The sequence below is a fragment of the Enterococcus sp. AZ079 genome (genome assembly GCF_050547255.1).
Taxonomy (GTDB): domain Bacteria; phylum Bacillota; class Bacilli; order Lactobacillales; family Enterococcaceae; genus Enterococcus_D; species Enterococcus_D casseliflavus.
Genome location: NZ_CP172955.1, coordinates 559494 through 574453 on the forward strand (window position 1 = coordinate 559494; position 14960 = coordinate 574453).

Here is a 14960-nt window from a genome sequence, read left to right on the forward strand (position 1 = left end):
AGCTTGAATAAACCGTGAAAATGACAGAGAAAAGAGGAAACAAATGACAATTCTGAAAGCCTATGGAAAAATCACCGCAGCACTTTTCTTGTTAGCGGCAAGCATCAATTTATTTTTAGGACCGCATCATGTGGCAGCTGGCGGTGTCAGCGGAATCGGTATTTTATTAGAGTCAGCACTCGGTTGGGATCGAGCGGCTGTGATCATGGTCTTGAATATTCTCATGCTTATTCTTGCCTATGCCTTTTTAGGGAAGGGGCCTTTTATGAAAGTCCTCTATGGTAGTTTTGCTTTTCCAGTAGCAATTGCTTTAGTTCCGGAATATATGGTGGCTGAAGACCGGTTGCTTTCCGTGATTTTTGGCAGTGCGATTTTTGCTTTAGGAGTAGCGATTTTGTACAAAAATCAGTCTTCCAGCGGCGGCACAACGATTCCACCGCTGATTTTCAAGAAATACTTTAATTTGAATCCAGCGATTGGCTTGCTGGCGACCGATGCGATCGTTGTTTCCATGAACTTGTTCGTTTTCGGGTTTGAAGAGTTCTTGTTTGCGATCTTATCGATCGTGATCACCTCTGGTGTGATGACCTACATTGAAACCGGCTTTAACCGAAAGAAATCTATCATGATCTTAAGTGAGAACCACGTGAATGAGATTCGAGAAGCGGTCTTTGATAAAACAGCTCGGGGTGCGACCCTGTTGGCTGCCCAAGGCGGTTACCAGCAAGCCGACAAGCAAGTGCTGCTGATCGTTGCCAGCGACCAAGAGTTTATGCAGATCAGACAAATCATTGAGACGATTGACCCAAAAGCGTTTGTGATCGTCAATAATGTCTCAGAAGTACTGGGGCAAGGCTTTAGTTATCACCCGATCGAATGAGCGTATTCTCGCTTGTTCAGCGTATGAAACCACCCTCGTCAAGTAGGCTATCTACTCGACGAGGGTGGTTTTTAAGATCCATGATTTTCAAATAGCTTTACTCCGTAAAGTAATCGGGGAAGGCTTTTTCCACAAAAACCAGATCGTTATCAATGACATCAATGTGTTGCCCGACCAAGGGAGCAATTTTGGCTTGGTCTTTTTCTTTTAAGGTTGCTAAGATTTCTTCATGATCTCGCAAAATAATTTCCCAAGACAATTCCTCCACCTCTAAACGTAAGAAGCGGAAGCGATTTAATGGCAGATTGATCGTTTGTAGCCAATTCCAGACATTTTCTTTGTCGGCGATTTTATAAATCAACTGATGGAAGGCCTCGTCGAGTTGGAAAAACTCGATTTCATCCTTCAATTGGGCATAGGTCCGCTGCAAAATAACGAGTTTTTCTAGTTCTTTCAGTTGTTCTTCTGTAACGGCTTGGCAGGCAGCTACGAATACTTCTTTTTCAAGCGTCTCTCTGACAAAACGAGCTTCTTCAATTTGTTTGATGCTGATTTTAGAAATATAGGTGCCGCTTTGGGGAACGACATGGATCAGTGCTTCACGGCGCAGACGAATAATTGCTTCGCGGATCGGCGTCCTGCCGATGGTTAGTCGTTGCTCCAATTCCTTTTCAGATATTTTTTGACCGGGAATCAGTTTGGCGGTTAAGATCAACTCTTTGATTGATTCATAAGCTTGTGATTGAAAATTTGTAAGGTTCAACATAAACGCTTCTTTCTGTATCAGGCATTCAATTCCCTTCGAAAGAAAAACTCTGAAGGAAAGTGCCTAGGGATAGTTTTGAGTAATAAAACTAGTATATAAGTTGAATAACCTTTTGTAAAGGCTTGCAATTCAGTATGGAATGAACTAGAATACTAATATATCATTTTTAAGAAAAAGGAGGAAGTAGGATGTTTGATTTTGCTGCCTTGAAGCAGGCAGGAGTTACGATGCCGGTCGTTCCCAAAGAAGTGAGGGATCAATCAGATACTCAGTTTCAATGGCTACACTTTGGTGGGGGAAATTTGTATCGGGCATTTCACGCAGAAGTAGCCCAAACGTTGATCGATCAACAAGCGTTGTCAAAAGGAATCGTAGTGTGTGAAACCTTTGATGAACAAGTGATCGATCAAGTGTACGCGCCTTACGAGAATGACATTTTAGAAGTGATCATGCACGAAGGGGGACGGTTGGAGAAAAAATTGCTCCAATCAACGGCGGCTAGTTATTATTGCCATCCTTCCCGCACTGCGAGTTATGAGCATATACGTAAAGTATTTCGTGAGCCGTCACTACAATTGGTCACCGTAACAATCACAGAAAAAGGCTATGGCTTAAAAGACAGTCAGGGGAATTTTTTGCCTGTCGTCCAAGCGGATCTCGCTGCGGGTCCTCATCAGGTCAACCATACAATGAGCATTTTGGCTAGCTTTTTATGGGATCGTTTTCAATCAGGGGCTCTTCCGATCGCTATGGTCTCTACCGACAATTTTTCGCAAAATGGGCTCCGTTTCCAAGCTGCGATTGTCACCATCGCAAAAGAGTGGCAAAAGCTGGGGCATATTTCAGAAGCGTTCGTCCGATACTTAGAAAACAACGCGCAAGTGACGTTTCCGTGGTCAATGATCGATCGGATCACGCCAAATCCTTCAACAGCAGTTGCAGAAGAATTAGCAGCAGCTGGCATTCAGCAGCTGCCAGTCATTCGGACCGATAAAGGAACGATGATCGCTCCGTTTGCTAATACAGAGGCGACTCATTATTTAGTGATTGAAGATGATTTCCCGAACGGTCGCCCGAATTTAGACAAAGCGGGGGTGATCTTGACGAGTCGAGAGATCGTAGACAAAACCGATAGTATGAAAGTCACAACTTGTTTGAATCCACTGCATACGGCAATGAGTTTGTTCGGCTGTTTACTCGGCTATACATCCATTGCTGCGGAAATGACCGATCCAGATATTGTCGCTTTGATCAAAGGAATCGGCTATCGTGAAGGCTTGCCGGTAGTGGAAGATCCTGAGATCATTCAGCCAAAGAAATTTATCGATGAGGTGGTCGGTCTTCGTTTACCGAATCCGCTGATTCCTGACACCCCCCAGCGCATCGCCGCAGACACCTCACAGAAAATCGCCATCCGTTTTGGTGAAACCATCAAAAAGTATGTGGAGAAAGAAGGCTCGGCTTCTGAGCTGACTTTTATTCCTTTAGCGATTGCTGGCTGGTTGCGTTATCTCTTAGCGATCGATGATGAAGGCCATCCATTTGTCCCAAGTCCTGATCCCCTCTTAGCAGAATTGCAAGAGATTTTACATGAGTGTCAGTTGGGGTCAGCCGCCGATGTTCAAGAGATCATTCGACCAATCTTAGCAAATCCGCAGATTTTTGGTTTGGATCTCTATCAAGCAGGAATCGCTGAAAACGTGGGTCACTTGTTCGCTAAGATGCTAACAGGAACCGGCGCAGTTCGTAAAACATTACATGAAACAGTAGAAGGGATCGAATAAAAAATGGAAATGACATTTCGTTGGTATGGAAAAGAATACGATAAAATCAAGTTAGCAGATATCCGTCAAATTCCTGGGATGAAAGGCATCGTCGGCACACTTTTTGATTTGCCTGCTGGGGCAGTTTGGCCCAAAGAACGGATCAAGGCGCTCGTGGAAGAAGTCGAAGCAGCTGGACTTTCTCTGAAGGTGATCGAAAGTGTCAATATTCATGATGACATCAAGATTGGCTTGCCTTCGAGAGACCTGTATATCGAAAACTACAAAGAAACGATTCGTAATTTGGCAGCATACGGAATCGAAGTGATCTGCTATAATTTTATGCCGATTTTTGATTGGATCAAAACGGATCTCGATTATCGCTTAGCCGATGGTTCTTCTACGATGGCATTTGAAAAAGCAGGGATCGACAAAGACCCAGAAGAGATCGTCAAAGAAGTTGAGGAGTCAAGCTCTGGCTATACCTTGCCAGGCTGGGAACCAGAACGTTTGGCACATGTCAAAGAATTGTTTGCTGCGTATAAGGATGTCGATGATGACAAATTAAGAGAAAACTTTGCTTATTTCCTAAAAGCCATCATTCCCACCTGCGAAGAGGTCGGCATCAAGATGGCTGTTCATCCAGATGATCCTCCCTATTCGATTTTTGGTCTGCCGCGTATCGTTAAAAACCGTGATGATCTGGATTGGGTCTGTAACGTGGTCGACAGTCCGTCAAATGGCATCACACTTTGTACTGGCAGTATCGCCGAAGACCCAGCCAATAATGTCTATGAGATTTTGGCTGAGTTTTGTCGCCGGGATCGGATTCCTTTTGCCCATGTTCGTAACATTCAATACTTGGGCAATGACAAAGACTTTTATGAAGCACCGCATCTCTCCTCTGAAGGCTCGTTAGACATGTATCAGATCCTAGAAGCGATGTACAAAAATGGCTTTGACGGCTATATTCGACCAGATCATGGGCGAATGATCTGGGGAGAAACGGGACGTCCAGGCTATGGCTTATATGATCGGGCGATCGGCGCTTCCTACTTATTAGGGTTGTGGGAAGCCATCGACAAGAGCGTGGGGCGTTAAGAAAAGGAGCGAAGAAATGTTTTTAACTGACGATTTTATTTTGAAAAACAGCTTTGCCAAAGAGTTATACCATGGGTATGCAAAAAAGCAGCCGATCATTGATTACCATTGTCATTTAGATCCGAAAGAGATTTTCGAAGACCAAAACTTCACCAATCTGACCCAAGCGTGGCTGGCGGGGGACCATTACAAATGGCGCTTGATGCGAGCCAATGGTGTTGCAGAATCTTTGATCACTGGCGATGCTGATGACTACGAAAAATTCTGTGCTTGGGCGCAGACCTTGGAGGCTTGCATTGGCAATCCATTATATGTCTGGACCAATTTGGAATTGAAGCGAATCTTTGGTATGGATGAGCGGTTGACACTAGCCAATGCAGCAAGCATTTGGGAAAAAGCCAATCAACAGTTGCAGACGAAGGAATTTTCACCACGAGGGCTGATCAAAAAGATGGCCGTTGAGGTGATCTGTACGACGGATGATCCCATTGATTCGTTGACGTATCATCAAAAGCTGGCAGAAGAATCCTTTGCTGTGTATCCTACCTTTCGTCCTGACAAAGCAATCAATCTGCAGAATTCAGAATTTCCAGCATACCTTAAGCAATTGGCTGCAGCTGCGAACAAAGAAATCACTAGCTATCAAACGCTGGTTGAAGCATTGGCCGTACGTATTTTTTACTTCCAGCAACGGGGCTGTCGTTTAGCAGATCACAGTCTATCACGTCTTGGAGAGGAAGCCTACGATACCGCTGCACTTGAAGCGATTTTTCAGAAGCGTTTGACCACTGGGACACTGACTAATGAAGAAATCAGACAGTTTCAAACCGGCTTGCTGATTGACTTGATGCGCCAATACGCGAAGCAAGGTTGGACCGCGCAATTGCATCTGATGGCGACTCGCAACAACAGTCAAAAACTTTTCCAACAACTAGGACCTGATAGCGGCGGTGATGCGATGGGGGACGATCGTCTAGCGAGCGGCTTAAGTCGGACATTGGCGCAGCTTCAGGCGGAAAGCTTATTGCCGAAGACGATTTTGTATTCACTGAACCCCAAAGATTATCCAGTGTTGACTGCGCTGATGGGGGCGTTCCAAGAAGAGAGCAAAGGCAAGCTGCAATTAGGCTCTGCTTGGTGGTTCAATGATACGTATTCTGGTATGCGATATCAGTTGACGACCCTAGCAGAAGGCGGGATTCTTGGAAACTTCGTCGGCATGCTGACGGATTCTCGCAGCTTTTTGTCTTATCCACGCCACGAGTATTTCCGGCGGATTTTGTGTCAGGTGATCAGTGAATGGGTAGAAGACGGACAACTACCAGCAGATGAAATATATTTAGGGCAGATCGTCGCAGATATCTCTTATCACAATGCGAAAACCTACTTTGATTTTCCAAACTAATGACTACTCGATTCGTTCTTGGCTTGCTAGAGAAGGAATCGAGTGTTTGTATGGCTATTGCTAAAGTTGCGTCTGTTCATTTACTATTGGCAGGGAATCCAGTACTATGATAGAAAGAATCAAAGAAGGAGCGAACAGTATGAATCCATTCTATGAAAAAGTCTATGCGCTGGCGCGGCAGATCCCTTTTGGTAAAGTCGTCTCCTATAGTCAGATTGCGTGGAAATTGGGACAAATCAACGGCGCGCGAGCAGTCGGTCGAGCGATGCGCTTGAGCCCTCAGGATGTCCCTGCCCATCGAGTCGTGCGGGCAGATGGCGTCTTAGTTGGTCCCACCGCCAATGGGCGAAAAGCAGCACTCGTCGATGAAGGGGTGGTCTTCAAAGCCAGTGGTCGTATCGATATGAAGGCTTGCAGTTGGTCCATGAGCGAGATCGCTCCCGCTCAAATGAAGGAGCCATTATGAAAAAACGTGAATTTATCGTGCAAGATCTGTTGAGTAAAATCTATCAGGAAGAATTTTCTGCCGGCAAATTACCCAACCAAAGAACCCTTGCGCAAACCTATGGCGTTTCGCGGTTTACGATCCAGCAAGCAATCAAAAACCTTGAAGAGATCGGGATCGTCAAAGTGGTACAAGGTTCAGGGATTTTTATCCATGAAAAATGGGTCAAAAACCCAATGATCTTTAATTCCTTGACCCGCACCCCTTATGACCGCATCCATTCCAAAATGATTTCCTTGAATAAGGCGGCAGCAACGTTGGATGAACAGCAGATTTTCCAAATAGGCCCAGACGAGGAAGTCTGGATCTTTGAACGAGTGCGGATCGTCAATTATAAAATCGAACAGCTGGAAACCTCTAAATTGCCCGTCAGCCTATTTCCTGAATTGACACAAGAAATCGTGGAGCACTCGATCCAACGCTATGTCGAAAGCTGCGGATACCGCATTTCCCACTACATCACAAGCTATACCCCCATCACCACATCGACCGCGCAATCGGGTATTTTATTGTGCAAGCGGGGAACACCGGCAATGCAGATCAGCAATCGGGCGATTTTAGAAGACGGCCGCGTGTATGAGTTCAGCAATATCGTTGCCATTGATTATGCCGTGACCTACATCCGTCCCTTTGACCGTGAGATCCATCGCTCACGCATCGATTGATTTTTAGGAAAGCAAATGTGCCAGTTGCGTCGTCTTTACCCAGAGAGAACAAAGACATCCCCTGTCGATTGGACAGGGGATGTCTTTTGTTGTGTTTAAGGAGTGATCAAAGTGCCGTCTGGTGTACGGCTCTGGGTCCATTCGTGAGGACGGTAAACCACGGGAAATTCCGAAGCTGCTGCTTCATCGAACGTGATTCCGATCCCACTTTTCTCGATGGGATAAAAATAGCCGTTTTCAGGTTGTGGACTACCACCAAAGACCGACTGGGTATTTGCTGGGATCGCAATCGTTTCTTGGATCGCGGCATTGTGGAGATGGATATTTAGATGGGTGTTGACGGCTAAGCCGACAGGGCTGATATCAGACGGCGTGTGCCAAGCGATCCGAATGCCCATCGCATCGCAGAAGTGAGCCAATTTCAATGCTGGCGTGATCCCACCGATTTGTGAGACATGGGCACGCATAAAGTCAATCTGTTGATTTTTGACTAGCTCTTGCCATTCCATCGGATTATTGAACAATTCGCCGGTCGCGATCGGGGTCGCCGACTGGCTGCGGAGTTGCTGCAACCACTTGTTTTGATCCGGCGGCAAAATATCTTCTAGGAAAAAGAGATTGAAAGGCTCAGCGGCTTTTGCAAATTGAATCGCTTGGTTTGGATGCAGCCGTTCATGCACGTCATGCAGCATTTGAAATTGATTGCCGTATCGTTCTTGGATCGCAGCAAACATTTTCAGTGTTGTGTCCATGTAGTCTGTTTGATCAAAATAGGAACCAGCGATGGGCTGATCGGGTGTTTGCAGTTGGCTAGGATTTCCACCATAAAAGCCTAATTGGCAACGGATATAGCGATAGCCCTCAGCCAAGAAGCGATCGATTTCTTGATAAAGGTCTTCGAGATTATCTGCCACGGCATGGGTATAGGCGGGAATCGCCGTACGCGCTTTTCCACCTAACAGTTGATACAATGGCATATCGGCTAATTGTCCCTTGATGTCCCATAAAGCCATGTCGACTCCTGAGATGGCATTGTTGGTGATCGGACCATTCCGCCAGTAAGAATTGACATTCATCACTTGCCAAAGATCTTCGATTTGATTGGCATCGCGGCCAAGTAAGAGGGGGCGTAAATACTCGTCAACGACGGTTTTTACGGCTAGTGGGCGAAACTGGAAGGTTGCGCAACCTAACCCAGATACGCCTTTGTTTGTTTCTACTTTAACGACAACAAGGTTATGACGATCAGGTTTGATCGCAAAGGCTTTGACGTCGGTGATGATCGTTGGTGTCATTTCATTCACTCCAATTTTTGTCTCTAGTTGCTATAGCCATTGAAACATGCTTGGCAACCGCTGTCAATTTGGTCTAATAAAAACTGGATATACACCATAAAACCAGTCCAATTTTTGCCTATTTTATAATAAAACGTTGATATATAGCGTTTTTATTCTGGTTTTATCAAAAAAGGACTGGTTTTACAAGTCTGTGTGAGCATGCTACTATGTGTGTGAAAACGGAAACACCTGAAAGGGCGCCCGTCAAATGGATCAGGACCGTTAGCAAACAACAGGGGGAAAAAAAGATGACCAAAGAAGACATCGTAAAACAGATCATTAAAGATGTTGGCGGATCAGACAATATCAACAATGCATGGCACTGTATGACTCGCTTGCGTTTTGATTTAAAGGATGAGAAAAAAGTCGACTATGCGGCGTTAGAAAAAACACCCAAAGTCGTAGGAACAAAATATCAAAGCAATCAGCTGCAGGTAGTGATAGGAACGGATGTTGCTGATTATTATGCACCTTTAGCCAAAGAATTAGGTCTTGATGAAGCGAACCAAGGGGAAACATCAGAGAAAAAAGGAGCCGTTTCCTTATTTATGGATACCGTTTCTGGCGTTTTTGGTCCGATCGTTCCAGCTATCGCTGGCGCAGGAATGATCAAAGGATTGATGGCTGGATTGGTGGCATTGAATGTCATCTCTAATCAAACAGATACCTATTTAGTGATCGACATGATCGCGAGCGGCGTATTCACATTCTTGCCATTTTTTGTTGCTGCTTCTGCCGCTCGGATTTTTAAAACCAATCAATATTTAGCGATCGCAATCGCGGCAACGCTGCAATTTCCAACGATGACCAATGCGGTAGCCGAAGGGAGTATTTCCGCCTTTCGTTTGTTCGGCGTATTGCCAGTACCCGTCTTTAACTATGCAGGGACAGTGATTCCCATTATCTTTGCCGTGCTGGCGCTCAGTTATATTTACCGTTGGGTCGATAAACTCTTACCACAAGTGCTGCGTACCGTGTTTACACCGACGATTTCGTTGTTTGTCGCTGGTATCTTGACATTAACGGTCATTGGCCCAATCAGTATCCATCTAGGAAACTTATTGGCTGCTGGCGTGGCTGGATTATTCACTATCTCGCCTGTCTTAGCAGGAATCGTGGTAGGGGCGATTCGACCAATCGCAATCTTCACGGGACTGCATCATGCCATGACCCCGATCGCTTTGCAAAACTTTGCCAATCAAGGATATGATATGCTGATGCCAATGATGTTTATGGCAAATATGGCAATCACCGGCGCAACAGCAGCTATTTATTTCAAAGTCAAAACCAAAGAAGAAAAATCGATCATTCTATCGTCGGCGGTTTCAGGCTTGTTAGGGATCACAGAACCTGCGTTATTCGGGATTTTATCGAAGTATAAAAAAGCCTTTATCGCAGCAACAGTTGGTAGTTCTGTGGCTTCTGCCTTCATCAGTTTCTTCGGTGTTCGTATTTATGGGTACATTCTTTCAAGTATCTTTAGTTTGCCAGCCTATATCGGGGAATACTTTATCTACGCCGTTCTAGGGATCATCTTGGCGATCGGCTTATCTTTTGCCATGAGCTGGTTCTTGGTACCAAATCAAGCAGCAGAAGGCGATCGTTACACCAACGAAGTGGATCTGCATGCCGTGACCCATGGTGAATACGTCCCATTAGAAGATGTACCAGATGAAGTTTTTTCAACGAAAATGATGGGAGAAGGCTATGCCATCGAGTCACAAGATGGCCAAATCTTTGCACCAGTCAGTGGCGAAGTCACCACTGTGTTCCCTTCAAAACATGCCGTCGGGATCAAAACCCAAAACGGCGTGGAAGTTCTTGTGCATATGGGGATCGATACAGTTTCCCTTGGCGGTCAAGGCTTTGAAGTCTTTGTCAAAGCTGGGGAGCAAGTCACTCCGCAAACCAAACTGGCACAAATGGATCTGCCGTTTATCAAGCAGCAAGGCAAAGAAACCATGGTGATCGTTTTGATCACCAACATGGATCGCGTGCAACAATTTTCTGGAAGTACTGATTTAGAAGGCAGACACCAAGCCGGTGCATTACTGGAAAAAGTCGTTTTGAATGCCTAATAAAAGAAAAAAGATGAGCTTCGTTAACGAAGTTCATCTTTTTTTCTTTGTAATTAACTACGCAGCCCGCGGCCTTTTTGGATCAAGTACCAGCATACGCTGTATAAGACGACAATGAACAAGACCAAAATACCGATGGAGAGGAAAATCGGGACATCGATGGTGCCCAAAAATCCGTAACGGAAACCAGAGATCATATACACGATCGGGTTGACTTTGGAGATCGTTTGCCAAATTGGCGGTAGCATGCTGATGGAGTAAAAGACGCCTCCAAGATAGGTCAATGGTTGTAAAACAAAGGTTGGCACGATGGAAACATCGTCAAAGGATTGGGCGAAGATCCCATTTAGCAACCCTGCTAATGAAAATAAGATGGCGGTCATGACAAGGGTTAAGACAACGATGACCCAAGAATAAACATGTAATGGGACGAAGAAAAGGGAAATGATGGTCACCAATGTGCCCACCAAGATACTACGGCCAAGTCCGCCAAAGACAAAGCCCCAAATGATGACGTGGGTAGGGACCGGCGCCACTAAGAGTTCCTCAATGTTTTTTTGAAACTTCTGTGAAAAGAAGGAAGATGACACGTTAGAGTAAGAACTAGTGATCGTCGACATCATGATCAGCCCAGGAACGATAAATTCCATATAAGAAAAGCCGCCCATTTCGCCGATGCGGCTGCCGATCATTTTCCCAAAGATAATAAAGTATAAGGAAGTAGTGATGACGGGTGGGACGAGGGTCTGCACCCAAATCCGTAAATAGCGGTTGGTCTCTTTGACCGCTAAACTTTTTAAGGCTGTAAAATAAAGACTAAACATGGTTTTCCTCCGCTTCGTGTGATTCTTCGGTGATTTTCAAAAATAGTTCTTCCAAGCGATTGGATTTGTTGCGCATGGAGAGGACATTGATCCCTTGCTGACTGAATTGGGCAAAAAGATCGTTGACGCCTTGATCTCGAGCGACTTCAACAGCGATGGTCTGTTCATCTTCCATTTGGATCGGATACCCAGTGATCGTTGGTGCTTGCTTGATCGGTGCGATATCAAAAAGAAAGGTTTCAAATTGCAGTTTTGCCAATAAGGACTTCATGCTGGTGTTTTCGATCAGTTCACCAGATTGGATGATCCCGATGTTGCGGCAAAGCATTTCCGCCTCTTCTAAATAATGGGTCGTCAAAATGATCGTTGTGCCCTTTTGGTTCAATTCCCGCAAAAAGCTCCACATTTCCCGCCGTAATTCGATATCGACACCTGCCGTCGGTTCATCCAAAATCAATAGCCGTGGTTCATGCATCAGGGCACGAGCAATCATCAAACGGCGTTTCATCCCGCCTGACAGCATCCGCGCACGAACATTGCGTTTTTCCCACAAATTCGACTGCTTCAAGTATTTTTCGCTGCGCTTGATGGCTTCGTTGCGAGGGACACCATAATACCCAGCTTGATTGACAACGATCTGCTGGACCGTTTCAAAGGGATTGAAATTGAATTCTTGGGGAACCAGACCAATCTGTTGTTTGACTTGGACCAATTCTTTGTCTAAATCGTAGCCGAAGACTTTGACGCTTCCCGAAGATTTATTGACAAGAGAGGTGATAATGCCGATGGTGGTGGACTTTCCAGCGCCGTTTGGGCCTAACAAGGCATAAAAGTCGCCTTCTTCCACCGTCAAATTTATGCCCCGCAACGCTTCAACGCCGGTAGCATAGACTTTGCGTAAATCGGTTAGTTCTAGTGCATAGGTCATGTTTGTTTGAACTCCTTCTATGTATGATGGTTTATTCTATCATTTTTTTTCAAGAAGAACCGCATGATTTGATTTTTTTCATTTGATTAGATAACAATTGTTGCTAATCGATGAAAAGTGGAAAAGAGGCAAAAGAAAAAACGACCATTTGATCGTTTTTTCGATAAAGTCGATTGTTAGCATAAATACCGTTCTGGTCGTTCTGTCTGTCCTAATAAGTAATCGACAGAAACATTATAGAGGGAAGCTGCGTGTAGCAGCGTCAATACATCGGGTAAGCGATCGCCTGCTTCGTATAAGGTGTAATCGGGGTAAGACACATCGAGATGCTGGCATACTTCTTTTGGGCTCAATCCGCGTTCTTCTCTTAAAAATTTGAAGCGGCAACGCAAGGTGTCTAATAAAAAAGCTTCTTCTAATGTCACTTTGCGGTCCTCCTTAAAAAATAGCGCTTTTTTTCGCACTGTTCTCTTTTTATTGTACCAACAAAAGCAAAATATGCGAAGTGATTCACATGAAGGGCGATCGGTTTTTGTCAAAAAGTGAAACAAATGACTTGCTCTGAGACGCGTTTCATACAGTATGCTTGATTTATAAAAAGGAAGGCGGGATGGAAACATGAATACATACATGAAGAAAAATGGTGCGGAATGTTGTTATGTGACGTTGGCATTTGATGGACAACAACTGGTATTGACGAAGCCAAAAGGGTTCTTTCAAGAACGGTTAGTAGAAATTCCTGTGGATGAGATCAGTCACTTGACGTGTGATGAACACTTCGGGTCTCAGCGCATCGGATTTATCCATCACAACGATTACTATGAATTTTATACATGTGGGCTAAGTGTGATAGACTATATGAAAGAACAATTATTCGTTTAAGGAGCAGTGAGTCATGGCAAACATTCGGGATATTGCACGCTTGACCGGCTATTCGGTCTCAACGGTTTCACGAGTCATTAATAACAATCCTTATGTCAGTGAAGAAAAGCGTCGTAAGATCCTGGCTGTCATGGAAGAGGTCAACTATATTCCGAATTACACGGCGCGGGCATTAAGTGTCGGCAAAACCAAAAATATCGGTGTGATCCTGCCGTTTGTCAATCATCCCTATTTTGATCGATTATTGAGCGGCATCACGACAGCAGCGTTTGCTCGTGGCTATAAGGTGACGCTTTTAGCCACGAACTATGATCCGCAAGTAGAGGAAGCATATTTGCAAGAATTTGCGGCGAAAAGCTTTGATGCTTTGATCATTACCTCGCGGGCGAATCCGATCGAAACCTTATTGCCTTATCGTTCATACGGACGCATCGTCTTTTGTGAAAATATCTCGTATTTGACTGACGGCTGCACTTATATCGATCGAGAGGAATCGATCAAGGAGGTCTTCACGTATTTTAAGGAACAAGGCATCCAGAAAATCGGCGTGACATTGGGACGTAGCCGCAAGCTCAGCAGCAATTCAAAAATCACGGTCCGTTTGGCTCATGACTATTTTTCGACCTTTTCCGAAGACTTGATTTTTTGGGATTGCTTGACGGAAGAAGATGGCAAAGAAGCGGCTGCTTATTTTGCAGATAAAGGAGTCGAAGCGATTTTCACCAATGGGGATCATGTTGCTGCTGGGATTCAGTCGCAGGCGCCGGGAGAATGGCTCGTGATTGGACGGGACAATCTATACATCAGCGAGCTGCTGCAGCTTTCAACGATCGATCATCACTTGCAAGCTTGCGGGGAGACCGCCGTCCAATTGGCGGTAATGGAAAAAAGCGGCAACTATCGCATGCCCTATGAGTTCATCAAACGATAGCTACAGACGAAACGATGCGCAAACAGTGCCCCTGAGCGGGCAGTGCTTGCGCATCGTTTTTTTAATGGGATTTGGTGTAATGGTCAATGATCTGTTTCAACAGCTGCGCGCTGCCGACGCCTGCTTTTTGATCGTAATAGGCGGTAAAACGCTCGTCTTGAACGTACATTTCCCCTAAAGATCGGTGATATTCTGCTGAGTAAAAGGGCGCTGCTTGTTTAAGCCATGCTTGATGCGCAGCAAAAGCCTTTTCGGCTTTGTCAGAAGGGATTCGTTTCCCTTCCTTTTCATTCAATAGCTCTTTTATCAGCTGCAACAAGCGGTTTTCGTTGTCGGTCAGTGCTTGATAATCGACTTGGGTCATCTGCTGCCACTTTTGGTTGCTTTGTTCGATGATTTCCTCACCGTAGGCTTCTCGTAATTCGGCACCGTAGTTCGCTTCGTTTTCACGAATTTTTTGTTCCTTAAAATAACGGAATTTCTCTTGATCGGTCATCGTCTTTTCTCCTTCATAATAATCAATTGTTTGCGCTAAGGTGGTCAAAAGACTGTCCAGGGCTGCTCGCTCTTGTAAAAGCTGTTGGTAATGCTGCAACAAGACCGTTTGGATCGATTCTTGTGGCTCATACAAGATTCCGCGGATTGTTTCTAATGACAGCCCAAAAGACTTAAAATATAAAATCTGCTGTAGGCGATCGACTTCCTGTCTCCCGTAGATACGGTAACCAGCTGAGTTGGTGCGTTGCGGTTGTAACAACTTGATCTGATCATAATACCGCAGGGTACGGCTGCTGACTCCTGACAGTTTAGCTAAGGCACTGATCGTATATTCCATCGGCTTTTCCCTCCTTACACCTGTATCCTAAAGGTTGACGTAACGACAAAGTCAAGAAAA

15 protein-coding genes are annotated in these 14960 nt (G+C 45.1%); 9 read left to right on the forward strand and 6 right to left on the reverse strand.

Annotated features, from left to right (window positions below):
• The first annotated feature begins 43 nt into the window (after positions 1 to 43).
• Complete coding sequence (locus IGJ15_RS02685; protein ID WP_010749910.1) at positions 44 to 880, forward strand: YitT family protein; 837 nt, start codon at positions 44 to 46, stop codon at positions 878 to 880.
• Between the two features lie 97 nt (positions 881 to 977).
• Here IGJ15_RS02685 and IGJ15_RS02690 read toward each other — a convergent pair whose 3' ends face one another.
• Complete coding sequence (locus IGJ15_RS02690; RefSeq protein ID WP_010749909.1) at positions 978 to 1646, reverse strand: GntR family transcriptional regulator; 669 nt, start codon at positions 1644 to 1646, stop codon at positions 978 to 980.
• Positions 1647 to 1834: 188 nt separating this feature from the next.
• Here IGJ15_RS02690 and IGJ15_RS02695 point away from each other — a divergent pair, with 188 nt between their 5' ends.
• From IGJ15_RS02695 to IGJ15_RS02715, 5 genes are all read left to right on the forward strand, one after another.
• Complete coding sequence (locus IGJ15_RS02695) at positions 1835 to 3430, forward strand: mannitol dehydrogenase family protein (protein WP_010749908.1); 1596 nt, start codon at positions 1835 to 1837, stop codon at positions 3428 to 3430.
• Between the two features lie 3 nt (positions 3431 to 3433).
• Positions 3434 to 4510, forward strand: coding sequence for a mannonate dehydratase (gene uxuA / locus IGJ15_RS02700; protein ID WP_010749907.1), 1077 nt, complete (start codon positions 3434 to 3436; stop codon positions 4508 to 4510).
• Between the two features lie 16 nt (positions 4511 to 4526).
• Entirely contained in the window at positions 4527 to 5915 is a 1389-nt protein-coding gene (uxaC, locus tag IGJ15_RS02705) for a glucuronate isomerase (RefSeq protein ID WP_081116057.1), read from the forward strand.
• Positions 5916 to 6054: 139 nt separating this feature from the next.
• Complete coding sequence (locus IGJ15_RS02710; protein ID WP_430599268.1) at positions 6055 to 6381, forward strand: MGMT family protein; 327 nt, start codon at positions 6055 to 6057, stop codon at positions 6379 to 6381.
• Complete coding sequence (locus tag IGJ15_RS02715) at positions 6378 to 7085, forward strand: GntR family transcriptional regulator (protein WP_010749904.1); 708 nt, start codon at positions 6378 to 6380, stop codon at positions 7083 to 7085. The genes IGJ15_RS02710 and IGJ15_RS02715 overlap by 4 nt, the downstream gene beginning before the upstream one ends.
• A gap of 95 nt (positions 7086 to 7180) precedes the next feature.
• Here the strand turns inward: IGJ15_RS02715 and IGJ15_RS02720 are convergent, their stop codons facing one another.
• Positions 7181 to 8380: an enolase C-terminal domain-like protein gene (locus IGJ15_RS02720; protein ID WP_010749903.1), complete on the reverse strand. Its 1200-nt coding sequence runs from the start codon at positions 8378 to 8380 to the stop codon at positions 7181 to 7183.
• Between the two features lie 290 nt (positions 8381 to 8670).
• Between IGJ15_RS02720 and IGJ15_RS02725 the strand changes: the two genes are divergently transcribed.
• Entirely contained in the window at positions 8671 to 10500 is a 1830-nt protein-coding gene (locus IGJ15_RS02725) for a glucose PTS transporter subunit IIA (RefSeq protein ID WP_010749902.1), read from the forward strand.
• A 53-nt stretch (positions 10501 to 10553) separates the two neighbouring features.
• Here IGJ15_RS02725 and IGJ15_RS02730 read toward each other — a convergent pair whose 3' ends face one another.
• From IGJ15_RS02730 to IGJ15_RS02740, 3 genes are all read right to left on the reverse strand, one after another.
• The gene (locus tag IGJ15_RS02730) at positions 10554 to 11324 is read right to left on the reverse strand and encodes an ABC transporter permease (RefSeq protein ID WP_005228499.1); all 771 of its coding nucleotides are present in this window, start codon (positions 11322 to 11324) and stop codon (positions 10554 to 10556) included.
• A complete protein-coding gene (locus IGJ15_RS02735; RefSeq protein ID WP_005228500.1) occupies positions 11317 to 12252 on the reverse strand; it encodes an ABC transporter ATP-binding protein in 936 nt (311 codons plus the stop codon). Before IGJ15_RS02735 ends, IGJ15_RS02730 begins: the two co-directional genes overlap by 8 nt.
• A 176-nt stretch (positions 12253 to 12428) precedes the next feature.
• A complete protein-coding gene (locus tag IGJ15_RS02740; RefSeq protein WP_005234115.1) occupies positions 12429 to 12677 on the reverse strand; it encodes a helix-turn-helix domain-containing protein in 249 nt (82 codons plus the stop codon).
• A 193-nt stretch (positions 12678 to 12870) separates the two neighbouring features.
• Between IGJ15_RS02740 and IGJ15_RS02745 the strand changes: the two genes are divergently transcribed.
• Positions 12871 to 13134: a hypothetical protein gene (locus IGJ15_RS02745; RefSeq protein WP_005228502.1), complete on the forward strand. Its 264-nt coding sequence runs from the start codon at positions 12871 to 12873 to the stop codon at positions 13132 to 13134.
• A 13-nt stretch (positions 13135 to 13147) separates the two neighbouring features.
• Positions 13148 to 14065, forward strand: coding sequence for a LacI family DNA-binding transcriptional regulator (locus tag IGJ15_RS02750; RefSeq protein ID WP_010749901.1), 918 nt, complete (start codon positions 13148 to 13150; stop codon positions 14063 to 14065).
• A gap of 61 nt (positions 14066 to 14126) precedes the next feature.
• Here the strand turns inward: IGJ15_RS02750 and IGJ15_RS02755 are convergent, their stop codons facing one another.
• Positions 14127 to 14900 (reverse strand): MerR family transcriptional regulator, encoded by a 774-nt coding sequence (locus IGJ15_RS02755; RefSeq protein WP_010749900.1) that lies wholly within the window; start codon positions 14898 to 14900, stop codon positions 14127 to 14129.
• Positions 14901 to 14960: the final 60 nt, after the last annotated feature.